Source organism: Synoicihabitans lomoniglobus (assembly GCF_029023725.1).
GTDB lineage: Bacteria > Verrucomicrobiota > Verrucomicrobiia > Opitutales > Opitutaceae > Actomonas > Actomonas lomonigloba.
In genome coordinates, this window is record NZ_CP119075.1 from 384,273 (window position 1) to 408,527 (window position 24,255).

The 24,255-nt window shown below is 61.3% G+C and carries 21 protein-coding genes; 14 read left to right on the forward strand and 7 right to left on the reverse strand.

Annotated elements, in window-relative coordinates:
• Nucleotides 1–2 precede the first annotated feature (2 nt).
• The gene (locus tag PXH66_RS01480; RefSeq protein WP_330928726.1) at nt 3–1,406 is read right to left on the reverse strand and encodes a CobW family GTP-binding protein; all 1,404 of its coding nucleotides are present in this window, start codon (nt 1,404–1,406) and stop codon (nt 3–5) included.
• Nucleotides 1,407–1,612: 206 nt separating this feature from the next.
• Between PXH66_RS01480 and PXH66_RS01485 the strand changes: the two genes are divergently transcribed.
• The 10 genes from PXH66_RS01485 to PXH66_RS01530 all read left to right on the forward strand — a co-directional run bounded on the left by PXH66_RS01485 (nt 1,613) and on the right by PXH66_RS01530 (nt 14,748).
• Nucleotides 1,613–3,913: a response regulator gene (locus PXH66_RS01485; protein ID WP_330928727.1), complete on the forward strand. Its 2,301-nt coding sequence runs from the start codon at nt 1,613–1,615 to the stop codon at nt 3,911–3,913.
• 38 nt (nt 3,914–3,951) lie between these two features.
• Nucleotides 3,952–4,329 carry a response regulator gene (locus PXH66_RS01490; protein ID WP_330928728.1) on the forward strand — a complete coding sequence of 126 codons (378 nt, stop codon included), beginning with the start codon at nt 3,952–3,954 and terminating at the stop codon, nt 4,327–4,329.
• Nucleotides 4,326–5,288: a response regulator gene (locus tag PXH66_RS01495; RefSeq protein WP_330928729.1), complete on the forward strand. Its 963-nt coding sequence runs from the start codon at nt 4,326–4,328 to the stop codon at nt 5,286–5,288. The genes PXH66_RS01490 and PXH66_RS01495 overlap by 4 nt, the downstream gene beginning before the upstream one ends.
• A gap of 143 nt (nt 5,289–5,431) precedes the next feature.
• On the forward strand, nt 5,432–6,946 hold the full coding sequence (locus PXH66_RS01500; protein ID WP_330928730.1) for a DegQ family serine endoprotease: 1,515 nt from the start codon (nt 5,432–5,434) through the stop codon (nt 6,944–6,946).
• Nucleotides 6,947–7,175: 229 nt separating this feature from the next.
• Complete coding sequence (locus PXH66_RS01505; protein WP_345781722.1) at nt 7,176–7,847, forward strand: response regulator transcription factor; 672 nt, start codon at nt 7,176–7,178, stop codon at nt 7,845–7,847.
• Nucleotides 7,834–9,285, forward strand: coding sequence for a sensor histidine kinase (locus PXH66_RS01510; RefSeq protein WP_330928732.1), 1,452 nt, complete (start codon nt 7,834–7,836; stop codon nt 9,283–9,285). The genes PXH66_RS01505 and PXH66_RS01510 overlap by 14 nt, the downstream gene beginning before the upstream one ends.
• A gap of 46 nt (nt 9,286–9,331) precedes the next feature.
• A complete protein-coding gene (locus tag PXH66_RS01515; RefSeq protein ID WP_330928733.1) occupies nt 9,332–11,338 on the forward strand; it encodes a glycosyltransferase family 2 protein in 2,007 nt (668 codons plus the stop codon).
• Nucleotides 11,335–11,937 (forward strand): TIGR04282 family arsenosugar biosynthesis glycosyltransferase, encoded by a 603-nt coding sequence (locus PXH66_RS01520; RefSeq protein WP_330928734.1) that lies wholly within the window; start codon nt 11,335–11,337, stop codon nt 11,935–11,937. The genes PXH66_RS01515 and PXH66_RS01520 overlap by 4 nt, the downstream gene beginning before the upstream one ends.
• 46 nt (nt 11,938–11,983) lie before the next feature.
• Nucleotides 11,984–13,471: an adenylate/guanylate cyclase domain-containing protein gene (locus tag PXH66_RS01525; protein WP_330928735.1), complete on the forward strand. Its 1,488-nt coding sequence runs from the start codon at nt 11,984–11,986 to the stop codon at nt 13,469–13,471.
• Complete coding sequence (locus PXH66_RS01530; protein WP_330932200.1) at nt 13,468–14,748, forward strand: MptA/MptB family glycosyltransferase; 1,281 nt, start codon at nt 13,468–13,470, stop codon at nt 14,746–14,748. The genes PXH66_RS01525 and PXH66_RS01530 overlap by 4 nt, the downstream gene beginning before the upstream one ends.
• Here the strand turns inward: PXH66_RS01530 and PXH66_RS01535 are convergent.
• The 4 genes from PXH66_RS01535 to PXH66_RS01550 all read right to left on the reverse strand — a co-directional run bounded on the left by PXH66_RS01535 (nt 14,745) and on the right by PXH66_RS01550 (nt 18,438).
• Complete coding sequence (locus PXH66_RS01535; protein WP_330928737.1) at nt 14,745–15,605, reverse strand: hypothetical protein; 861 nt, start codon at nt 15,603–15,605, stop codon at nt 14,745–14,747. The two genes, PXH66_RS01530 and PXH66_RS01535, sit on opposite strands and share 4 nt — an antisense overlap.
• Entirely contained in the window at nt 15,602–15,982 is a 381-nt protein-coding gene (locus PXH66_RS01540; RefSeq protein ID WP_330928738.1) for a hypothetical protein, read from the reverse strand. The genes PXH66_RS01535 and PXH66_RS01540 overlap by 4 nt, the downstream gene beginning before the upstream one ends.
• A gap of 95 nt (nt 15,983–16,077) precedes the next feature.
• Nucleotides 16,078–17,517: a pyruvate kinase gene (pyk, locus tag PXH66_RS01545; protein ID WP_330928739.1), complete on the reverse strand. Its 1,440-nt coding sequence runs from the start codon at nt 17,515–17,517 to the stop codon at nt 16,078–16,080.
• Between the two features lie 78 nt (nt 17,518–17,595).
• Nucleotides 17,596–18,438 carry an MBL fold metallo-hydrolase gene (locus PXH66_RS01550; protein WP_330928740.1) on the reverse strand — a complete coding sequence of 281 codons (843 nt, stop codon included), beginning with the start codon at nt 18,436–18,438 and terminating at the stop codon, nt 17,596–17,598.
• Nucleotides 18,439–18,543: 105 nt separating this feature from the next.
• Between PXH66_RS01550 and PXH66_RS01555 the strand changes: the two genes are divergently transcribed.
• The 3 genes from PXH66_RS01555 (at nt 18,544) to folE2 (ending at nt 21,102) form a co-directional block, all read left to right on the forward strand.
• Nucleotides 18,544–19,521, forward strand: coding sequence for a DUF6807 domain-containing protein (locus PXH66_RS01555; protein WP_330928741.1), 978 nt, complete (start codon nt 18,544–18,546; stop codon nt 19,519–19,521).
• Between the two features lie 34 nt (nt 19,522–19,555).
• Nucleotides 19,556–20,026, forward strand: a complete 471-nt coding sequence (locus PXH66_RS01560) for a 6-pyruvoyl trahydropterin synthase family protein (protein ID WP_330928742.1) — start codon at nt 19,556–19,558, stop codon at nt 20,024–20,026.
• Between the two features lie 95 nt (nt 20,027–20,121).
• A complete protein-coding gene (gene folE2, locus PXH66_RS01565; RefSeq protein ID WP_330928743.1) occupies nt 20,122–21,102 on the forward strand; it encodes a GTP cyclohydrolase FolE2 in 981 nt (326 codons plus the stop codon).
• Here the strand turns inward: folE2 and PXH66_RS01570 are convergent.
• A complete protein-coding gene (locus tag PXH66_RS01570) occupies nt 21,074–22,630 on the reverse strand; it encodes a TonB family protein (protein WP_330928744.1) in 1,557 nt (518 codons plus the stop codon). The genes folE2 and PXH66_RS01570 overlap by 29 nt on opposite strands.
• Nucleotides 22,631–22,826: 196 nt before the next feature.
• On the opposite strand from PXH66_RS01570, the gene PXH66_RS01575 reads away from it, so the two are divergent.
• Entirely contained in the window at nt 22,827–23,537 is a 711-nt protein-coding gene (locus tag PXH66_RS01575; RefSeq protein WP_330928745.1) for an SDR family oxidoreductase, read from the forward strand.
• Between the two features lie 28 nt (nt 23,538–23,565).
• On the opposite strand, the gene PXH66_RS01580 is transcribed toward PXH66_RS01575, so the two are convergent.
• On the reverse strand, nt 23,566–24,231 hold the full coding sequence (locus PXH66_RS01580) for a hypothetical protein (RefSeq protein WP_330928746.1): 666 nt from the start codon (nt 24,229–24,231) through the stop codon (nt 23,566–23,568).
• Nucleotides 24,232–24,255 lie beyond the last annotated feature (24 nt).

Consider the following 24,255-nt stretch of genomic DNA (forward strand, 5'->3'; position numbering starts at 1 on the left):
GCCTAGGCCATGCACGCCTTGAAGCCCTCGGTGAGGGCGGCGCGGTCGAGGTCCTTGCCGATGAAAACGAGGGTGTTGGAGCGGGGCGTGTCGCCCCATTCGGACTCGAATTTGGCATCGAAGAGCATGTGCACGCCTTGGAATACGAGGCGCTTGGGCGTGCCCTTCACACTGAGCACACCTTTGCTGCGATAGAGATCGTTGCCCTTGGTTTGGAGGAGCTTGCTGATCCAGTCATTGAGCTTCTGCGGATCGAGGTCGCCGGGTGTGGTGATGCCGACGGAGGACACGTCTTCGTCGTGACTGTGGTTGTGCTCGTAGTCCTGCTGCCAGACGGGTTTCACATTGTTGCCGCCGACGGGGATGTGGAGCGGGTGCTCTCCGCAGCCTTCAAAGACGAGGTAGGTGCCGTCGGTGGGGATTTCGAGTTTATAGCGCCCGTTGCCATCATCGAGAATCAACCGTTGGAGGGTGGAACCAGGCACGATGGTTTCGCCTTCGGACACGCGGTTTTCCCAGTCTGAAAAGGAAACGACCGCGATGTCGCGGGCGGCGTCGACGACCCCTTGGTCGGTCGAAACGATGGGCATGACGACGACGTCCAATTCGTTTTCGGCGTGGTCGTGGTGATGGTGATGATGATCGTGGTCGCAACCGGCGTGATCGTGGCCGTCATCGTCGTCGACGTGACCGATGACAAGGTCGTGGGTGCCGGCCGGGAGCGGGTAGGCTCCGGCCCACTCGAAGGGGTAGGACGGTTCGAGAAATCGGGGATCGAGCTCGGTGGCGCGGGAGAGGTTGAAGGCGCCGAGATCGAGAACCTTGGCGAGCGGGACATCGCAGTTGGTGGTGCGTTCGACGCGAGCGGCGGCGTTGATGCCCTTGATGCGCTGCTCCAGCGCATCGAGGGCGGCGGGGTCGACGAGGTCGGATTTGTTGAGCAGGAGGACGTCGGCGAACGCGATCTGCTTCTTCACCTCGGGGGCGTCGTCGAAGTGTTGGGCGACGTGTTTGGCGTCGACGACGGTGACGATGCCGTCGATGCGGAAGTTGGCCTTGATCTCGTCGTCGGTGAAAAACGTTTGCGCCACGGGGCCGGGATCGGCGAGGCCGGTGGTCTCGATGAGAATGCCGTCGAGGCGGTTTTTGCGCTTCATCAAGCGACCGAGCACGCGGATAAGATCACCGCGCACGCTGCAGCAAATGCAGCCGTTGTTCATCTCGAAGAGTTCCTCGTCACTTTGGATGACGAGTTGGTTGTCGACGGACACCTCGCCGAACTCGTTTTCGATGACGGCGAGTTTTTTGCCGTGTTGCTCCGTGAGGATGCGATTGAGCAAGGTGGTCTTGCCGGCGCCGAGGAAGCCGGTGAGCACAGTGACGGGAATGGGAGCGGAGGCGGACATGTGGAGTTGAAATTCCCGATTCAATCCCGCCGGGTCAAGTAGGGGGACTAAGTAGTTTCCGGTCCCCGGCAGGACTTGTAGAATTTAAGAGGCTTTGATACATCAACTTACGCTAAGAAAAACTCGTAGGTGCAACGAGTTCGCTTCTCTCCGTCTAATTCGAATTTCCTGTGTTTAAATCCCTCCCTTTTCGTTGGCGAATCACGATGCTTGTTACATCGGTTTCGCTGGTTTCACTCATTGCGGCGTTCGGTGGGTTCCTGTTTTGGGAGATTTTGCGATATCGGTCGGAGGTGGTGACTCGTCTGGATTCCACGCAGGCCATTTTGGTCGAGCGCATCACCACGATGCTGGCGAACAATCCGGAGGTTACGGATCTGCCGTTGGAAAGTTTGGCGGCGGATGAGACCATCACGGCGGCGGCGGTGTATTCCTTGGATGATCGGATCATCGATCGTTACGTCAAAAGCGGTTCCGAGGAATTTATCCCGCGGCCGTTTCGGCCCAACGTGGATCCCAATGCGGTGACCAGTTTTAAATACCTCTCCGCGGACGGTGAGCGTATCGGGATCATTTACCTCAAGGCGGACGTCTCGGGCATCGCGCAGGAGAAACTGGTCGAGCCGTTGCGCGGGATGGCGATCATCGGCTTGTTGAGCATGCTCGCGGGCATGATCGCGGCGCGGTTTCTGCAGCGGTCGATCACGCGACCGATCACCGAACTGGGCCAGGTTTCCCGCCGGGTGGTGGACGAAAAAGATTATGGCGTGCGGGCGAACGTATCCGGCGTGCAGGGGGAAATTCGTGACTTGGTCAATGCGTTCAACGCCATGCTGGCCACGGTCGAAAAGGGCACGGCCGAGTTGGGGCGCGCGAAGAGCGATCTCGAGGATTCGAACCGCAATCTGGAGTCCAAAGTGCAGGAGCGCACCATAGAGTTGGAGCATGCCATGATCGCGGCCCGGGACGCCAATCAGGCGAAGAGCGCGTTCCTCGCGAAGATGAGTCATGAGCTGCGCACGCCGATGAACGCGATCATCGGTTATTCGGAGATTCTGCTGGAGGATGCCGAGGACGAGGAAGACGAAGACACGGCCGCCGATCTCAACAAGATCCTGAGTGCCGCGCGTCATTTGTTGGGTCTCATCAATGACGTGCTCGACCTTTCGAAAATCGAGGCCGGTCGCATGGACCTGTTCATCGAGGAGCAGGCGGTCGAGGGGTTGATGGAGCAGGTGCGTTCCACTGTCGCGCCGCTGGTCGCCAAGAAAGGCAACGAGTTCAGAGTCGAATACTGCTCCCAGATCGGGGTGATCCGCACCGATGCGACCAAGCTGCGTCAGATCCTGCTCAACCTTATCAGCAACGCGGCGAAGTTCACCGAAAACGGCATGGTCACATTGCGCGTTGATCGCGCCGGCAACGGTGAGGCCGACCGGGTGCGCTTCTCGGTCATTGATACGGGAATCGGCATGTCGCCCGAGCAATGCGAGCGCGTGTTTGATGCGTTTGCCCAAGCTGATTCATCGACCGCCAGCAAGTTTGGCGGCACGGGCTTGGGTCTTACCATTTCCCGCCAATTCTCCCGCCTGATGGGGGGCGAAATCAGTCTCTCCAGCGAAGTGGGTCAAGGCACCACATTCCTGCTCGATCTGCCGGCATCGGTCGACGGAAATGCCGCCGCAGCCACGGGCAGCACCGCCTACCGCGAAGCCGGCGAGTCCACCGTCAAATCGCAACGCGTGCATGCGGTCGCCCGGGTGCTGCTGGTGGCTGAGGAACTCAATTTCGCCGCGGGGGTGAAGGAGCAGTTGCCGGAGGAACGTTTCGAGGTGCTCCACGCCCGCAGTCGCAAGGAAGGGCTTGAGCGCGCGCGGTCGGATCATCCCGACGTGATCCTGGTGGATGTGCTGATGGACTCCGGGGCTGGTGGCGAACTCGTCAATGACTTCAAGCGCGAACCCAAACTGGCGCACATCCCGGTGGTATTGCTCACGAAGGACGAGCAGGGATCACGTGCGGTGCTGGCAGTGGGGGCCGAGGAATACATCCCGAAGGACCATCTGGCTCAAGGACTCGCCGAGGCGCTGCGTCGCCATTCCAGCGAGGTCGGCAAAAAGCCGGTGCTGGTGGCGGAGGATGATGATACCATTCGCAACATGATCGGCCGCATGCTGTCCCGGGAGGGCTGGGAGGTCGTGCTCGCGCCCAATGGTCGTGCCGCCATGGATACAATGCAGGAACAGGTGCCGGCGCTCGTGTTGCTCGATTTGATGATGCCCGAACTCGATGGCTTCGGGGTGCTGCGGGAGATGCGGGCCAACGACGCGCTGCGCGACATTCCGGTGGTGGTGCTCACCTCCCTCGACCTGACCGGCAGCGTGCGCCAATTGCTCAAACAACAAACCGATCGCGTCCTGCAAAAAGGCAGCTATTCCAAAGAGGAATTGCTCGCCGAAGTGCGGTCCGCCGTAAGCCTCGTCGGCGAGAAATCCGCCGACGATTGAAATAGCCAAACCGGCGTCCCCACTAGTAAGAACTAGCCATGCCCAAACTACTCCTCGTCGAAGACAATGAAATGAATCGCGACATGTTGAGCCGACGGCTCAAAAAGCGAGGCTTTGAAGTTGAACTGGCCGTTGATGGCATCGCCGGTGCAGAGATGGCGCTGGCCGGCGGGCACGACCTCATCCTGCTCGATATGAGCCTGCCGGGCATGACGGGTTGGGATGTGGCCCGGAAGCTGAAGGCCGATCCGGCCGTCGCCGCCGTGCCGATCATCGCCCTGACCGCGCACGCCATGGAATCCGACCGGCAACAGGCGCTGGAAGCGGGCTGCGATGAATTTGAAACCAAGCCCGTGAATCTGAAGGACCTGCTCGCCAAGGTGAATCGGCTGCTCGGGCTGGAGGCTGCTGAATGAGCGAAACCACGGCGGAAGCGGACGGGACGGGTGACGGGGTGTCGGAACTGGCCAAACTGCGCCATGATCTTCGCACGCCGTTGAATCAGATTTTGGGTTACAGCGAACTCATCGCTGAAACCGCCGAAGACGAAGACATCGCCGGGCTCGAAATCACCGCCATGGCGGTCAACAAGGCGGGCAATGATATGCTCGGCCTGCTCAACGATGCGATGAGTCCGTGGAAGATAGCGGCCGGCTCCTTCAGTCTGGTCGCATTACGTGAGGAAATGCAGGAACCGATCGGTCGCATCGATGATCGCTTGGCCGAAGGTCTGCAGATCGCGAGTGGTGCGGATAACGAGGAGATCGCGGCGGACCTCGAAAAGATCTCCACCGCCGTGCAAAACCTGAATGTGCTTTTAGCCGAGGCGCGCGAACCGGTGGTGCCTCCCGCCGTCGCTCCGCGCACGGGCATGACGGTGCCTCCTTTTTCCGCCCGGGATCCGGCGTATGGCGTCGCGCAGGACTCCAAGTTGCTGCTGGTGGATGACGATGTGATCAATCGCGAGATGATGTCGCGACGGCTCAAACACATGGGCTTCAATGTGGTGCTGGCCGAGGATGGTTATCGGGCGCTCGAAGCCATGGCGGAGGAGGGTTTTGATTTGGTGCTGCTCGACATTATGATGCCCGGCATCGACGGCTTCCAGACGCTGGCAAAAATCAAAGAAAACGACGCGTGGGACAACATCCCCATCATCATGCTCACCGCCCTCGACGACGCGGAAAGCACGGGACGTTGCATTGCCGCGGGCGCCGAAGACTACGCGCCCAAACCTTTCAATACCACCGTGCTGCGGGCCCGCATTGGCTCCGCGTTGGAGAAACGCCGTCTCCGTGGGATGGAGGAAAAGTATCTCGCTCGCATCAAGGAGCTGGAGCTCGAGTTGCAGAACTTCATCGGGGCCGCATCCTAACGGTTCGTGCGAGGTGCCCCGGCGGAGTCGAACGCCACCCGGACATTTCTAAAACCTTTCAATCCTGTAAGGTTCAGGAAAGGGAGCGGTAAGTCCGGTGTGTCATAGTGGGAGGTATTCCAACGGGAACCCTCTTTCAAAAAATGAACACCTCCTACTCACGTCATCCGCAACGCGCCCGCGTTTTACGCTCATCCATGATCGTGCTGGCCGCCGCCGCCCTTGGTTGGACGGCCGCCGCCTTCGCCAACGACAGCGACACCAACGAAGTCGTCGTCAGCGTCGATCAGACCCCCATTGTGCGGGAGCTCGACAACGGGCCCCGAGTCAGTTTTTCCCCCATCGTCAAGCGCGTCGCTCCCGCCGTCGTGCAGGTGACAGTGACCGGCGAAACGCCCAAGATCACCGAGAGCGATCTGCCCAGCTTCTTCCGCGATCCGCGCATGCGCCGCTACTTTGGTCTCCCGGAGAATTTTGAAATCCCGCGCGGCCAGCCGCAACAGGGCGCAGGCTCGGGCGTGATCGTCAGTGCCGATGGCTACATCCTCACCAACAATCACGTGGTGCAAAACGCCGCGGAGATCGAAGTCACGCTCGATGACGGTCGCGAACTCAAGGCCGAGGTCGTCGGCACCGATCCGGAATCCGATCTCGCCGTCATCAAGATCGATGCGTCGGACCTGCCGGCGCTCACGTTTGCCGACAGCGATACCATCGAGGTCGGCGACACCGTGCTCGCCGTGGGTAACCCGTTTGGTCTCGGCCAGACTGTCACCAGTGGCATGATCAGCGCGCTCGGTCGCGCCACCATGGGCCTTGCCTATGAAGACTTCATCCAGACTGATGCCGCCATCAATCCCGGCAATTCCGGTGGCGCACTCGTCGATACCAATGGCCGTCTCGTCGGCATCAATACCGCCATCCTTTCACGCAGCGGTGGCTTCCAAGGCATCGGTTTTGCCATCCCGTCGAATCTCGCTCGCAACGTCATGCAGCAACTCGCCACCAATGGTAAGGTGGTGCGCGGCTACCTCGGGGTATTTCCGAGTGACCTCACCCCGGCGATGGCCAAGCAGTTCGGTCTCGATGCCGATCAAACCGGCATTCTCATCGAAGAGGTTTCCGAAGATTCTCCCGCCGAAAAGGGCGGCATGCAGCACGGCGATATCATTACCCACATCAACGGGCGTTCCTATGAATCCACCCGCGCCTTTCGCATGGCGGTCGCCGACCTCAAACCCGGTGAAACCGCCGAAATCACGGTGATCCGCGATGGGGATGAAAAAGAACTGGAGATCACCTTGGGCAACCGTGACGGCTCCACCGCCCTCAATGGTGCGGTAAAACCCGCGGACGAAGGCACGCTCAATGGGGTGGCCGTGGCCGACATCACGCCACAGGCTCGTCGCCAATACGGCATCCAGAGCCGACTCACGGGCGCGCTCATCATCGAAGTCGATCCCGAGTCCGCCGCCGCCGAAGCGGGCCTGCGTCCCGGCGATGTGATTCTCGAAATCAATCGTGAACGGGTGCGCAGCGCCGAGGAGGCGGTGAAGCTCACCGAAGCGTCCACGCCCTCCATGCAGACTCTCGTCCGGGTGTGGAACGCCCGCCGCGGCGCCCGCTACATCCTCGTCGACGAATCGTCCGACCGCTGATCCGGCGGCTCTTTTCCTCTAACCGGCGCGGTGGAGCCCCGTGTGCCCGCCGCGTCGCGCAATCCCTCTCCCTTTTGTGTAGTTATGGTTGGTTAGTGTTATGATAAGTCAGTCGGCCCCGATCCCTCGAAGCTCCGCGTTGTGCGGACGCCTTCGAGCGGTCGGGGCGATTTTCTTTCTACGCCTTTCGGACTGACTCCCGCTCCATTTCCCCTGCAACATGGATTCCGTGCGTATACTCGTTGTCGAAGATGATGCCAAGATTGCCTCGTTTGTGGTCAAGGGACTGAAACAGGAAGGCTACGCCGTGGACCATGCTCCCGACGGCGACACCGGGCTGTCGTTGGCCACCACCACGTCCTACGACGCGGCCGTGGTCGACGTGATGCTGCCGGGATTGGATGGACTTTCGCTGGTCAAGCGCCTGCGGCTCTCGTTCCCGGAGTTGCCGGTGTTGTTTTTAAGTGCGCGTTCCACGGTGGAGGATCGCGTGCGCGGTCTCCAGGCCGGGGGCGACGACTACCTCACGAAACCCTTTGCGTTTGCGGAACTCTCGGCCCGCGTGCAGGCGCTGCTGCGGCGGGCGACCCGCGCCCCGGAAACCACGAAACTCACGGTGGGGGATGTGACGTTGGACCTCGTCTCCCGCGTCGTCACCGTGGCGGGCGAGAGCATCGAACTGCAGCCCCGCGAATTCGCGTTGCTGGGTTATCTCATGCGCCATCCCAACCGGCCTGTCACCAAAACCATGATACTGGAGCACGTGTGGGACTACAGTTTTGATCCGCAGACCAATGTCGTCGACGTGCTGGTGTCGCGGCTGCGCAGCAAGGTCGATCCCGATAAAACCCGCATCGAAACGGTCCGCGGGGTCGGTTACGTGATCCATGGGCGCGCTTAGGCAAATCCGCCGCTCGCTGGCGCTGCGTTTCAGTCTGTGGTTTGCCGGGTGGTTCACCATCGGGTTTGTCGCGATCTTTGCGCTGTTATATTGGTTGCTCGGCCGGCAGATCGAGTCGCGCGATTACGAGGATCTGCAGCAACGGCTCCAACAATACGCCACGGTTTACGTGCAAAGCGGCGTGCGTGGGCTGCAGCGGCGTATCGCCGAGGACAGTCAGCAGCCGAATGTGCGTTCGTTGTTCCTGCGTCTCGTGGGCCCCGGGGGCAGTCAGGTGTGGGGCAAGATTCCGCCCGATTGGCTGCAGGAAGACCAGTCGGTCGTGGTGGTGCCGGACGGGTGGGGGCGGTGGCGCGAGCAAACCGTTTCACGGGTGCGCATCACGCGTGATGCGCAGCGGGATCTGGCCATCGTTTCGCAAGCTTTGCCGGGCAATGTGCTCCTGCAAATCGGCCGTTCGACCGACAGCCGCGAGGCGTTGCTCGAGCCGCTGCGCAAGACCTTCGCCTGGGTGGCGGGTGCGGTGGTGTTGATGGGCTTCGGCGCCGGTTACTTCACGGCACGGCGCGCGACGCGTCCGCTGCGTGAAGTGGTGGAGACGGCGCGGAGTATTCTGGCGACCGGCAATCTCGATGCACGGGTGCCGTTGCCGCGAGCCAACGACGAAGTGGCGGAGTTGGTGCGACACTTCAACAGCGTGCTCGACAAGAACGCCGGTCTGCTGCGGGCGATGCGCGAAGCGTTGGACAACGTCGCGCATGATCTACGCACGCCGTTGGCGGGGTTGCGTCTCACGGCGGAGTCGGCGCTGCAACGTCGAGATGTCGATGCCGCCACCGGTGAGACCCTCGGAGACGTGATCGAGCGCAGTGACCAGGTGCTGGCGTTGTTGCGAGCCCTGATGGAAATTTCCGAAGCCGAGGCGGGCATGTTGAAGCTCAATCGCGTGTCCTGTGATCTGGGTGAGACGGCACGTCACGCGGCCGAATTATACGAAGAAGTGGCCGAAGCGGCCGGGGTGACGTTGACCATCGAAGCCATGCCGCCGGTGCCGGTGGTGGCCGATCCCACGCGTCTGCGTCAGGCGGTGGCCAACCTCGTCGACAATGCGATCAAATACACGCCGGCGGGCGGAGCGGTTCGCGTCAGCGCGGGATCGGGTGACGGCCGCACCTTCGTGCGGGTCACCGATAATGGTCCGGGCGTGCCCGTCGCGGAGCAGACCAAAGTGTGGGACCGCCTTTACCGTTGTGATCAAAGCCGGACGCAGTCGGGGCTCGGCCTCGGTTTGAGCATGGTGCGGGCGATCATGACCGCTCACGGTGGCGATGCGGAAGTGCACGACGCGCCCGGAGGCGGGGCGCGGTTTGAGTTGTGGTTGCCCGCGGTCGAGGTGCCGTTGTTGATGCCGGCGGAAACTTCTCACCCCGGAGATTGAGCTTTGGGGGAAGAAAAGACTGGCTGAGAGGCTCCGTCCTCCACGCATGCTCGATTCGATCCAAGTCATCATCCCCGCCCTCGATGAAGCATCGACCATTGGGGACGTGGTATCCGAACTGCGGGCACAAGGGCTGACGCGCATTCGCGTGGTCGACAACGGCAGCTGCGATGCGACCGCGGACGTGGCCCGGGCGGCGGGCGCGGACGTGTTGTCCGAGCCGGTGGCCGGTTACGGTCAGGCCTGTTGGACGGGATATCAGCAGTTGGACGATGCGGTCGAGTGGGTGCTGTTTTGCGATGCCGATGGCAGTGATGACATTGGCGATGCGGCGCGTATGATCGCGGCAGCGGCGAAAGGGGCGGATTTTGTGTTGGGGGACCGACGAGCACGACCGGAAGCGCGGGCGGTCATGACCCCCGTGCAGCGTTTCGGCAACGGGTTGGCCACGACGTTGATGCGCTGGGGCTGGGGGCAGCGGTATGGCGACCTGGGACCGTTGCGGTTGATTCGTCGATCCCTGCTCGAACGCATCAACATGCGCGATCGCGGATTTGGTTGGACCATCGAGATGCAGGTTCGAGCGGTGGAGGAAGGGGCGCGAATCGTGGAGCTGCCGGTGGGTTACCAGCGACGGGGCGGGGGGCGTTCCAAAATTTCGGGCACGATCCGTGGGAGTGTCGCGGCGGGGACCATCATCCTCACCACCTTGGCTTCACTTTGGTCGGCGCGCGCTACACTCGGTGGAGTTTTGCGCTACAAGGCGGGCGGAGTCGTGCTGCTGGCGGGAGCGGTGATGATGGCGAGGTTCGGCGGTTTTGCCGCGGTGGGCACGGTGCCATGGTTTTTGTTCGCGGCGGCGGTGATGAGCCTGGGATGGGCGTGGGCGGGGCGACCGCCGCAGCTGCCGATCGCGTGGTTTTGGGCGGTAGCGGTGGGAGCGCGGGTGTTGTTGCTGCCCATGTATCCGGGTGACGATGTTTGGCGTTATCTGTGGGAAGGGCGGATGCAGTCGGCCGGATTTTCGCCGTATCTGCATTCCCCGGACGATCCGCTGTTGGTCACGTGGCGGGATGGCACCTGGCCGTTGATCAATCACGCAAATGCCTCGGCCATTTATCCGCCGATCGCGCAGCTGGTGCTGCGCATGATCGCGGCAATCTCCGTGTCGGTAGGGGCCATGAAGATCGCATTCGTGGTGGCGGACCTCGCAACGATCTGGCTGTTGGCCCGGCGGTTCGGCCGTGGTGCCACGCTCGTCTACGCTTGGAATCCCCTCGTGATTTACGTGGGGGCGGGTGGGGCGCACTACGAACCCGTGTTGATGCTCGCCCTGGTGGCGGGCTGGCTGGCGCTGCTCCCGCCCGTTTGTCACCCAATAGGTGACAAACGCGCTGAGGTGGAGGTGGAGGCGGTGGCCCCGGCGCGACGGTGGGCGGGAGCATGGTGGCTGGGGGTGGCGGCGGGTCTGAAATGGATCACGGCGCCGTTGGTGGTTTGGTATGCCTGGTCGCGGGTGCGGGTGCAGGATTGGCGAGGAGCAGGGCTGTTCGGGTTGATCGCCGTCGCGCCGCTCGGTCTGGCGCTGTGGTGGTTCAAGTGGGACTTTGGCCGGATCGGACCCTTGGCACCCCAGGACTATGTGGCGTGGGCGCGGACCGCCGAACTGGTGCCGTGGTTGCTGGAGCAAGCGTGGTCGGCGAGTGCTTACCAAAACGGCCTGATTCTGGCGGTGTTCGCGCCGGTGTCGGTTTGGTTGTTTTTTCGGGCCCGCACGCTGACGCGCTTTGCGGAGTCCTTCCTGTTCGCGTTGCTCGTGTTTTCGCCATCGGTGCACGCGTGGTATTTTGTGTGGTTGGTGCCGCTGGCGGTGGCGACCCGCAACCTGGGCACCCTGCTGGTGAGTGTGAGTGGGTTCAGCTATTTTTGGTTGTGGGAGACTCAAGCTCGAACGGGGGAGTGGATCCACTCTCCGGTGGAGAAGGTGATACTCTGGGGACCGCTGCTCGCGGGTTATGCCTGGAGCCGCTGGCGGGAAGGAAAGACAGCATGACGCCCACGGTTTTGATTTTTTTGAAAGCGCCGGTGGCCGGGGCAGTGAAGACCCGACTGGCGGTGGATGTGGGCGAAGCGGAGGCGTTGCGGATTTACCGCTGGCTGGCCGAGCGCCAATTGGCGGCGATTCCGTCGACCTGGCCGGTGGAAGTGCATTTCTCTCCGGCACCGGCGGCAGCGGAAATGAAGGCGTGGTTGGGAGAGGCGAAGGGCCGGACGTTTTGGCCGCAGGTCGAGGCCGGACTGGGCGAGCGGTTGCGTCATGCGATGGCGGGCGCGTTCGCGCGGTCGGCCGAGGCGGTGTTTCTGATCGGCGGCGATTGTCCGGGATTGAATGCGAAGGTCCTGAATCGGGCCCGGGACGCGTTGCGCGAGCACGATGTGGTGATGGGCCCGGCGTGCGACGGCGGCTATTACCTGTTGGGGATGACGACCGCTCGACCGGAACTCCTGCATGATATCGCGTGGAGCTCTGACCGGGTGGCGTCGCAGACCCGCCAACGCGTCGAGGCGGCGGGACTTGCGCTGGCGGAACTGAATCCGTTGCGTGACGTCGATCGCTTGGCCGACTGGCGGGCGGTGGAACGCCGGGATTAGTCACCAGTTGCATTGAACTCTGGTGGAACTGAAGCTTCGTCTGCCCGTGGATTCCCGCCCCGCTAACATTTCACCGTTTTCCCGTCCGATCCCGTGGTGGCGGCAGCTGCGGTTTCGGGCGACGTTGGCCATGGTCAGTCTGTCGCTGCTGGTGGCGGGGGCGTTGTTTGTGACCAACTACGTGTTCGGTCGCTCGGAGCTGTTAAAACAGTTTCAGGAGCGGGTGGAAACGATTGCCGGCACGGGGGCGGTGGCGATCCAGGGGGACCTTTTGGAGAGTATCGAATTCCAGTTGGACTACCTGACGGATGAGTTTCAGGACTCCCGCGCGATTCTGGAGGAAATCAGGCAACGCAACCGGCTGAGTCACGAGGAGATCTATATTTTACGACCGGTCAGCCGGGAGGATTTGTTTGAAACTGAGTTTGTGGTGATGACCGCCGAGGAGCCGTATATCGCGAATCGCTACCAAATCAGAGAGCAGAACCGCCAGGCCTACCTGCGCGCTTTGCAAAAGGGCGAAGTGACCTCGACCGGAATTTATGAGTCGGATGTCGGGGAGTGGATCAGTGCTTATTCCCCGATCAAAAATCGGTTGGGGGAAATCATCGCGGTCTTGGAAGTCGATGCGCAGGTGCAGCGCTATGATCGCGCCTTGCGCGACAAGATATTGATCGAGGCCACGGTGACCGGACTCGCGCTGGCCATTGCGCTGATGGCCGTGCTCTTCCTGACCCGGCAATTGACCCGGGACATCGGCAAACTCGTCATGGCGATGAGGCGATTCGAGCGCGGAGAAACCAACGTGCAACTGCAGCTCGATTCGCGGGATGAAATCGCAGCGATGGCGGAGACATTTAACGGGATGGCCTATTCGGTGGGGGAAAAATTGAAGCTTCTGCCGTTTGTTTCCCAGTTCACGGCGCATGCGGTGGAGAAGAGTCGCTACGTGGAAAACTGGCTGGAGGGTCAGGAGCAGGAGGCCGCCATTTTGATCACCGACGTGCGAGGCTTCACGCGCTCGGCGGAAGACATGGCGCCGGATGAACTGCTGCGCCAACTCAACGAGTTGCTGGCACTGCAGACCGAGGTGGTGCTCGCCCACGGCGGCGACGTCGACAAGTTCATGGGGGACTCGGTGCTGGCGGTTTTCTCGGGCGGGGCGGACTGTTTGCAGCGGGCGGTGATGTGCGGGCGGGAACTGCTTTCCCGGGTGCAGCAACGCACGAACGAATGGCCGCAGAATTGGGCCTTGGGGGCCGCCGTTAATTATGGCCGCGTCGTCGTCGGAGCGGTCGGTTCTCAAGCGCGCCGCGACTACACCGTGATTGGCAACCCCGTGAACTCGGCGGCGCACCTGTGCGCGGCCGCCCGTCAATGGGAACTGCTGTTGCCACCGGGACTGTGGGAGCAGTTGCCGATGGAATTGAAAAATTTATTCCCCGAGGAGGTCGGCGTGCGAACCAAGCATGAACAGAACGATCGTCCCATGCGTTCCCATCGCCGCAATGATGTAACCCAGACGCCGTGGTGAGCTGGTGGCGCAATCCCTTCCTGCGTGTGCATGTTGGCGGTGCGGTGGCGTGCGCTTTTTACGTGTGGCTGGCAACGCAAGCGGATGTCGGAGAGGCGCGGGGAGGGTTGGCGCTGGCGTTGGTGGTGGGGTGGCTGATGACCGGTTGGGCCGCGGCGGCGACCAGTGAATCGCGGTCCCTGCGGCAGGCCGTCGTGGTGTGGGCGCTGGCGTTTCGGCTCGCCGGGGTGGGCACGGAGCCGACGTGGGAGGACGACTATCACCGGTATCTTTGGGATGGATACCAAACCCTCACGACGGGGAATCCCTATGCGGAAGCCCCGGCCCATTTTTTTGGCCGGGACGACGGCATGCCGGTCGCGGTGGCCCGGCAGCTGGATGGGATCAATCATCCGCACTTGACCACGGTTTACAGTCCGGTGCCGCAAGCCGTCTTTGCGGCGGCGGCGGCGTTGGCGCCCGGAAGTTTTCTCGTATTGAAACTCCTGTTACTGCTGATCGAGGCGGTGGGGTGGTGGAGCTTGCGCCGCGTGCTGGGCTGGCGCGGCTGGGTGTTGGCCTGGTGGTGTCCGCTGGCGGTGACGGAGTTTGCCTTCGCCGGTCATCCCGAGGCGATCGGAGTGGCGACGATGGCGATGGCGTTGGCCATGTGGCAGCGGGGCCGGGCGGGGCGTTGCGGGGCCTGGGTGGCTTTGGCGACGGCGACCAAACCGCTGGGGGCGGTGATGGCACCGTTTGCGGTGGGTCGATTCGGCTGGGCCGCGATTGTCGGCGGTGTGACGGTGTGGGCCGCCTGCTACGTGCCCTGGTGGGCACAGGGCACGACGGCGGAGTGGCCGGCGCTGCGATTCATGGCCGGGTATTTTGAATATAACTCCACCGGCTACGCGTTGTTGGCGCTGGTATTGCCGACGAAGGCGGCGCATATGACGGCGGCGGCGCTGGTGGTGGGATTCGGCGGATGGACCTGGGTCAACTGGATGAGGGGTGATCGTGGGGGTTGGCCGCCTTACGCCTCAATTCTGGGAGTCGCGTTTCTGTGCGCTCCCGTGATGAACCCCTGGTATGCGCTGTGGCTGCTCCCCATCATGACGGTGCGACCAACCGGGTGGGGCATCGGTGTTCTTTTGGCGGTGCCGTTGGCGTATACCCACGGTTGGGGCGATCCGGGAGGGGCGGGCACCAACTACACTCATCCGGCTTGGACGCGACCGTTGGAGATCGTGGTCGTGCTGGGAGCGATGTGGTGGGCGCGGCGGTGGCCGCGAACGGACTAGAACGAGAAACTGGCCGCGGTCACCACGACGTTTTTCTTCGGAGTGTTTTCGCCGTCGAGTGTGCGGGCGTAGCCCAAGCTGAGGGTCGACGCCGGACGCCATGCCCAAGTCACTCCGACCTCGGCGGTCCGGTTTTTCTCCCGCACGTCCGTGAACCGATCGAGACTGAAGCCGGGGCCGAGGATATCGATGCCGCCGACGGATTGTTTCTCCCGCAAACCGGCGGACCAGGTGAATGCGCCGGTGATTTTGTAGGCGCCGAGACTGGCCTCCCATTCGTCGGGAGTGGAGGAGTTCAACCAGCGGTAGGCGAAGTCGCCGTAGAGCCCGGCGTTGGCGCCGAGGAAGATCTTGCCAAATTTGAAGCCGAGTTCCCAACCATCGGCTCCATCGGAAACCGCGTTGAGGAAGCCGGTGTCGTAGTTGCCAGCGATGATGGCTCCCGCGCGCAGTGTAAGCGTCGGCATGCTTTCGTTGACGCTGGTGAATTCGTCCACCAACCGCCACGAGACGCCCAGGCGCGTGTCCATCGTGCCATCGCGTGTGTTGGTGTTGTCCTGGGTCAGCGTGTAGGGACCGAGCGGGCCGCCCTGGTAGTTGACGATCGAATACCCGACGGTGAGATCGACGGCGACATCGGTGGTCACGCCGTATTCGGCCTCCAGGGCCACGGAGGTCTGGGTGAGATTTCCGGGCAGAGTCGCCGCCGTGTCGTCGAACCAGAAATCGGTCGCCCATTGCACGGAGGCCACCGGCTGAAGATTACCCGTGCCGGGCGTGGGCAGATAGGCGGTGGAGGCGTTGAGCCCCGCGGTTACCAGCGTGCCGAGTAGTAGGGTGAGGTTGAAACGGTTCATGCCTTGCCCTCCGTGACGCGGAAGCGGAGGCGGAGATAGTAGAGCAACGCATCCACGCTTTCCTGGTTCAAATCCCGGGCGAGGGCGGGAACGTCGAGTTGCGATTGGGCGCGCTCAGGAATGTGCCCGACGACGGATTCGAGCCGTTCGCGAGTGTGGCTGATGCGGGTCGAATCAGGAGACGGCGTCGACTTAATCGACGCCCGACCGGTATAGATGGATTTGCCCAGGTTGTAGGCCACCGAGTCGATGCTCTGCGTGACATCCGACCGTAGCCGTGGCGGCGCGGGCGGATAAGTGCCCGAGGCCAGAACGACGGGAGTGCCCGTGAGCAGCCCCATCGCGATCAAAGTCGTGGTCCGTCGTAGCAACAGCATGGAGTTACAGGGAGTGCCCCGGCGTGAATCCGTCAACCGGAGGAGACTACTTAGTGTTTCGGGAAGCGGAGTCTGATTCCGGTGGGCGTGAGATTTCAACGCACCGTGCGCAACTGCACGCTTTCCACAAAGCGGTCATGGGAAAGAATATCGGTCGCGACGATCAATTTGTCGCCGACTTGGACCCGACCTTCGCGACGCAGCAGCCGGATGGCGTTGTCGATGGTGTCGTTGGGGTCCGAGGCGAGCGGCATGACAAAGGGTTCCACGCCGCGCAACAGGCGCAGATGCCGCAGGGTTTGCACCGAATTGGTCATGGCAAAAATCGGGGCCCGGGCGGGCCGCAGCGCGGCGAGGGCGGCGGCCATGAAACCACGCCGGGTGAAGGTGAGGATGGCGCTGTTGGGCAGTTCGTTGGCGAGCACGACCGCGGACTGCAGCACTTTGACTTTTTCGCCGGTCAATAGGGCCGGCTCTTTGAATACGAGGTCACCTTCGGCTTCGATGCGACGGGCGACGCGATCGAGCGTATCGATGCATTCGAGCGGGTATTTGCCGATCGTGGTCTCACCGGAGAGCATCACACAATCGGCTTCTTCGTAGACGGCATTGGCCACGTCGGTGACTTCGGCGCGGGTGGGGACCGGCGATGAGATCATCGATTCGAGCATGTGCGTGGCGATGATCACGGCCCGGCCCCGGTCGAAGCAGGCGCGCACCGCCCGGCGCTGGATGACGGGGAGTTCCTCGATGGGACACTCAATGCCGAGATCGCCCCGTGCGACCATCAGCGCGTCGCATTCATGGATAATGTCGTCCAGATTGGTGATCGCTGACTGGTCCTCGATCTTGGCGATGATGCGCGCCTTGGAGTTGTTGGACTTCAGAAAATCGCGCAGCGCCACGATGTCCTTGCCTTCGCGGACGAAGGACAGGGCGACGAAATCGACTCCGGCCTCGATGCCGACCAGCGTGTCGCGCCGGTCTTTTTCGGTGAACGCGGGCAGGCTGACTTTCACCCCGGGGAGGTTGATGTGGCGACGGGAGGTGAGCTGACCGGTGATCAACACCTTGCAGCGGATGCGGCGGTCGATTTTCTCCAGCACCTCAAAGCGCATGAGGCCGTTGTCGACGAGGACGATGTCACCAATGGCGATGTCGTTGACGAGGTTCTCGTAGTTGACGCCGACGGAGCGGACCTCCTCAGGGCTGTCCCCGGGTCCGCCGGGGCGCACGGTGAAATCGAAGGTCTCGCCGGCCATCAGTTCGATGGGGGCTTCGACGTCACCGGTGCGAATCTCCGGTCCCTTGATGTCCATCATGATCCCGATCTCACGACCGACTTTTTCGGAAACCTGGCGAATTCGCGCAACCATCTCGCGAACCCATTCGTGGCTGGCGTGCGCCATGTTCAAACGGGCGACGTCGGCGCCGCCGCGAATGAGTTTTTCGAGCATTTCCTCACTCGCCGTGGCGGGGCCGAGGGTGAAAATGATTTTGGTGCACCGGGTGCGTCGCGGGGCTGCTGCGGTCATATAAGGGTCACATCATGAATCCCCGGGGATCGCTCGCAATGGCCATTCCTCGTCTAACCGGTGACAATTGAGTATCCTTCAACCCAGTTCCAAAAACGGGGTGCCTTCGCCTGGTCCGACGATGGAAAAGGTGCAGCCGGTCAGTCGGGATCGGATCTCTGCCATGGCGGATTCCACGGCCGTGAGCGAATTGCAGTCACGGGAGAGGTGGGTGAGGCAAACGTGTCGCCAGTGCGGGCTCGCAATCTCGGTCAGGATTTCACGGCACCCATCGTTGGACAGGTGTCCATGCCGGCCGGAGATCCGCTGCTTGGTCGACCACGGTCGTTTGTGGTCGGCTTCGAGCAATTGCGCGCAGTGGTTGGATTCGATGGCGATGAAGTCGACCTCGCGGATGCGTTCCCGAACATGACGCGGGATGTGTCCCAGATCGGTCAACCACGCCAGTGAGCGCCGAGGCGCAAACAGGTCGTCCGCGTTCCCGGTGGTGAAGACAAAGCCCACGGGTTCCTGGGCGTCGTGCGGGACCGCGAAGGCGTCGACTTCCAAGTCACGGTAGCGAAAGCGCGAGCCGGTTTGAAACACCTGCCAGGTCGGCCGCACGGCGAGTTTGGTCTGCACGGCGCGGGCGGTCGGGGCGTTGGCAAACAAGGTCAGGTGCGCGTGCTTCTTGGTGATGGTGTTGAGCCCAGCCGTGTGATCCCCGTGCTCGTGGGTCACGAAAATTGCGTCGATGTCCTCCATACGGGTATCGGCTTCCCGGAGCAGCTGGGTGAGTTTGCGCCCGGAAAATCCCGCGTCGATGAGCACCCGCGCCGATTCCGTCTCCACGAGGGCGGCATTGCCCGAGCTGCCACTGCCAAGAATCCGAATACGCATCGCCATCAAGGTGGCATGATGGCGAGGCGGGAGGAGTCGCAAGGGTTTTTGCGAGTCGGACTGACCGGGCGCTTGAGGATCGACGAGAATCTGCCGTTCGTGGCAGGCTTAGGCTTCACCCCCATTCCGCACCTCGCCCCAAATTAAATGAAGACATCGACCCTGCTGAAACCCTGGAGCAGTCTATTTCTCGCGACGTTTTGCCTAGTCGCCTCCCCACAGGCCGAACCGTTTACGGTCAAAGAGGATGCGGACACGCTCACGATCCGGCGCGGCACGCAGGAGGTGTTGGTTTACCGCAAAACCGCGCTGCCGCTGCCTAAAGGGGTGAATCCCGTCTTCGCCCGCACCGGTTACATACACCCGCTGAAAACCCCGGCGGGCGGAGTGGTGACCAGCGTTTATGCGCCGGACCACTACCACCATCTCGGACTCTGGCACGCCTGGGTAAAGACCCATCACGGAGCGCGGGAATTGGATTTTTGGAATATCGGCGGTAAGACGGCGGGGATGCGCTATGACCAGACGATGGCCCAAAGCGAAGGTGCGGATTCGGCGGGTTTTACGGTGGCGCAAAGTCAATACGCCTGCGACCCCGCGACCGGGGAACCGGCCGAAACTATTCTGGATGAGCAATTGACCGTGACCGTCCAGGATGCCGGCGACGCCTATCTGGTGGACTACGATTTTACCCAAACCAACGTGACCACCGCTCCGCTGGAACTCGCCGCCTATCGCTACGGTGGAGGCATCGCCTACCGCGGTCCCTTGCATTGGAACAAGGACAACAGCCGGATTCTGACCTCGGCAGGACACCGTCGCGCCGATGGACACGCGACGCGGGCGCGCTGGGTGGAAATGTCGGGCGACCTGGACACGGGCCGCGGTGGCGTGGTGATTCTTTGCCACGAGCGTAATCAGGACGCGCCCCAACACGTGCGCCTTTGGGACGACGGGAAAGTGTTTTTCAACTACGTGCCGGCGCAGGAACACGCTTTTTCGGTCGCCCCGGGCGAAACGGTGCGCGCGCGGTATCGGGTGGTGGCGTTCGACGGCGAACTCCCCGTCGAACGAATCGATGCGCTGTGGAAGGCGTATGTGCAGGATTCGGCGACGCTTCATTGACGACAGGCATCAAGCGCCCATTTTGCGGTTCCGCATGGCTTCCGCTGCTCGAAAATTCTCCGCTCCTCGTGTCCTGTCCGGCACGGTCTACGTGACCCGACAGGTGCATTTCAACGCGGCCCACCGTTTGCACAATCCGGCCAAGAGCGCGGCGTGGAACCGGACCACCTTCGGGCCCTGCAACAACGCCAAGTGGCACGGCCACAACTATGAACTCGAAGTCACGGTCGCGGGCGAACCGGATCCCGACACCGGGTATGTGATCGATTTGGGGGCGCTTAAAACGATTCTCGAAGAACGCATTCTCCGCGACTGCGATCACCGCAATCTCAACGAAGAGGTGAAGTGGCTGCGCGGCATAATCCCGTCAGCGGAAAACCTCGCCATCGCGTTCTGGACCCGGATTGCCCCCGTGCTCCCGAGCGGACGGTTGCACCGTGTGCGTCTGCTCGAAACTCCCCGCAACTTTGTCGACTATTACGGACCCGATGGAGGGCCTCGATAGCGATTTAATCTCCACCCAATTCGGCCAGCTAACCCTGCGTGCGCGGGGCTACGGTTATCGTTCCAACCGCCTGGCCGCAACCGCGTAAAAACGACATGTCCCAACCCACCACCAAGAAGATGTATCTGCATGCCGCCTTCGGCGCGCCGCCGCAGATCAAGCGCCGCTATGATGCGTCATTCAAGATGACGCCCGGTTACAAAGCCTCGCTGCCCGACATGATGGAGGCCGAGGAGGCCATCCAGGGCGCGGCCGTGCCCATTCAGCAAGTGGGCGTATCGAATTTTAAACTACCGCTGAAGTTCAAGACCAAGGCGGGCGTGATCCATACGCTCGAAACGAGTGTCACCGGCAGTGTTTCGCTGAAAGCGACGCTCAAGGGCATCAACATGAGCCGCATCGTCCGGTCGTTTTACGAGCACGAGGACGACGTGTTCACCCTCGCGTTGCTGAAACGTATTTTGGCCAAATACCGCCGCAAGGTCGAGGCGCTCAATGCGCGGATTAAGCTCAGCTTTTCCTATCCCATGAAACAGCCGTCGCTGCGCAGCGGATTGGAAGGGTGGCAGTATTACGACGTGTCCTACGAGGCGGTGATGCGGGCGGATGGCAGCTACCGGCAGTTCATCGAGTTTGATTTTGTCTACTCGTCCGCCTGCCCGTGCAGTGCCGAACTGAGCGAGCACGCCCGGGACACCCGCGGCGTCTACGCCATCCCGCACAACCAGCGCTCCAAGGCGCGGGTCAAGGTCGAAGTCGCAGCCGGTAAACGCCTCGCGATCGAGGACCTGCAACAACACTGCGCGAACGCCTTGAAAACCGAGACGCAGGTGATGGTGAAGCGCGAGGACGAGCAGGCGTTTGCCGAGCTTAATGGGGCGCACATCAAGTTCGTCGAAGACGCCGCCCGCTTGCTCTACGCCGAACTCGATGCGGACAAGCGAATCGTCGACTTCCAAGTCGCCTGTTCCCACTTGGAGTCGCTGCATTCGCACGACGCCGTGAGCGTGATCTGCAAAGGCGTCCCCGGTGGCTTCGCCGCCGACTTTATGGAGTTTCGCGATCTGGTGTGTTAGTCACCGATTTGCTGGGTCTGAACACGACTGGAATAATCGCGTAGGCATCGACTGGTTTCCCGTCCCGACGCGGAACTTCGAAGCGCCAATTGGCCACAGCTTGAACGGCGGTGAAGCCGAGTTCCGGGTCTGAGCCGGCCAAGAGTTGCGGAACTCGCACCACGCCTTCGCGGTCGACCACCACGGTGATCCGGACTTCGATGCCTTCCGGCGGTAGCAGACGACCCGTGGGGACCAAAGGAGGCGGGGACAGGATCAACTTTGCGGGTGCATCCAGTGCTGAGAACGGCACGATTTTCTCGGGTGATTTCGACCGCAGGCTCAGTATGCGGTTGGTGCGTTCCGTTACGGGCGCATGACTGCGTTTGCCGCGATTGAAATCGAACTCCAATTCCAACCAAGCCGGGGATGGGTTGCCTCCGCGTTGCGCGGGCTGAAAGTCGCAGGCATTCACGGCGGCAACGGCGGCCATGGCCAGGTCTTCATCAGCGTCGCCCTTGGCCTCCGCTTGCTCGACCCGTCCTTGGGCATTGACCAGAAACGACACCACCACGTGGCCGGTGCGCTTTTCTTCCAGGGCGGCACGGGGATAGACCGGCGGGTAGTAGTTCCGGATCATGGGTGGTGTTTCCCAATGATAAATATCGGCCAAGGAGCGCGGAAATGCTCGGGGCTTGGGGGGAGTCCAACCATGGTTCAATAGAGATTTTCCGTTGGCGGCGAACCACACGGGAGTCGATATGGATATGGTTACTTTCCGACCGTCCTTTTCGGCGGGCTTGAACTTCCATCGCTCGACCGTGGCCAAAGCAGCGTCGTCGAACCCCGGGTGACTCGACGCCGAAATATGAGCGCCCTCCGCCTTGCCCGCTTCATTCACATCGAGGGAGACGACCACTTTGGCCCGGGAGCCGAACCGTTTGAGTTCCGCGGGATAACGGGGGGCTTTTTTTCTCGTTACCGTCGGCGGCACATCAAATTTTTCCGACCGATTCTCCGGAGGAGGAGTGATGTTGAAATGCAACGGAATCTGCATGCGAGAATTCACCTTTTGACTATTGACCATGCCGGGCCGGAATTTCCACTTACTCACGGCGTCCACTGCCGCTGCCCCGAACTCTGGATGGGTCGTGCGAACAACATACGCATCTGTCACTTCCCCCGAACTTCTCACGATGAATCCCACGACCGCATTTCCTGTGATGTTGGCCCTTCTTAATTTAAAAGGGTAAAATGGTTTCGGTTGGAATCGTGGCACCGGCGGCGACGTGAGTTCGTTTAGATCATATAGCTCCTTGAGCATGGCCGGATCGATCTCCGCGATCGCGGAAGCTCCCACGGGGACTGGCGCTTCGGGCTCTTCCGACTTCGTGGCCTCGATCGCGTGCAAGGGTCCCATGACCACGATCGCGAGTAATACCATGATGATTCTCATCCATGTCTGGGAGGGATCCATCGTGTTACCGATGAGGGAGAAAGCGTGTCGCGAAAGGCACATGGTTTGGGGACGGTAGGGTGATGCAGCCATGGGACGAAATGAATGGGGCTTCGGACGAATCAGGCGAGGAATTGGCACGCGGGTGGTGGAACCGAATCGAGCGGACTGAGAGTGTTAGGTTTAGATAATCCCCGACGAATGTCACTGGCGGTTTCTCCAAACTCTCAGGGGGCAGGAGGTTTTATGAGCTTTCGTGATTCGGTCGATCGGGTCATCCTCCTGTCCTATGGCTAAACCAGTTGTTCTTATCACCGGCGCGTCTCAAGGCATTGGGGCGGAGATTGCCAGGACCTTCGCCAAACAGTTGAAGGGCGTGCGATTGGCCTTGGTGGCGCGCAACGAAAAGAACCTCACGAAAACGGCCAAGGCGTGCGCCAAACTGGGTGCCACCGTGGCGACGTTTCTCTGCGATGTGACCGATGAGACGGCGGTTGACGCCATGGCGGCGGCGGTCACGAAGCGCTTCAAAGGCGTGGATGTGCTGATCAACAACGCGGGCCGGTTCTACCCAACGGAGTTTCTGGCCATGAGCGTGGCCGACTTCGACGGCCTGATCGCGGCGAACTTGCGCAGTCTGTTCTTGGTGTCGCGCGCCATTGTGCCGGCGATGGTGAAGCGTGGGCGCGGTGATGTATTCAACATGAGTTCGATCGCGGGCCAAAACCCATATCCCGGCGGTGCCGGCTACTGTGCGGCGAAGTTCGGCGTGACGGGATTGTCGAAAGTCATGCGCGAAGAGTTGAAGGATAAAGGCGTGCGCGTATGCACCGTCTACCCGGGAGCCACGATGTCACCTTCGTGGGAAGGCAGCGGAGCGGATTGGACCAAGATGATGCCCACGGCCGACGTGGCGCGCGCGTTCTACGATATTTACCAACTGTCCCGCAAAACGGTGGTCGAGGACATCGTCCTGCGTCCGCAGGGCGGGGATCTCTAGCCTTCAGAAGGGCGGAGGAGTTCCTTTTCTAGTAGGGAGTTTTTGAGGATGGAAATGGCTCTATGGAGATGATTTTTCCAACTTTGGCCAACTCGCTCAAGATCTTGTCAGATAGGGCAATGCGCTCATGAATATGGACGAGATGTCTTTCGAGTCGTTCTCGTAATTCGATGGGATTGGTTTGATCCGAATTATGGGGTTTTTCGTCCAAGGCTGACAGTGATTGTTGGACAGCCCCAAGATGCACCAAGGCGGACTCTTTTCGTGAAAGCGTATCACGTCGCACCCGTTCGACCTGATTCGCTTGGAGAATTTGGTAACTCTCGATGAGTGAATCGAAGGTGGCTTGATCGCCGTGCTTCAGCTGAAAGTGGTATGCTTCGACATAGTCGTCTCCGAGCTCGGAAACTCGAAGCGTTCGAACGTTTAGTCCCGTGTCTATTTTCCTGATCTCTCGCTCTGTTTTTGTGGGATTTTGCGACGAATAATAGATCCAGAACTCTTCCGAATGAAGGATTTGGCGTAGTTCCATTTGTTCTGGATAGGATAATACTCCTATGTCGACCGCCGCATTCCGCCGCTCCCAACTGATTTGTGGGATATAAGCGGTTACGGTGGCTTCAGCACTTGGCTGACGGTTGCACGATGTATTGCAGATCAGGATGAGGACGAAGCTGATCCTGAGGTATTTCATCCGTCGGAAAGCTGACGAAGAGGC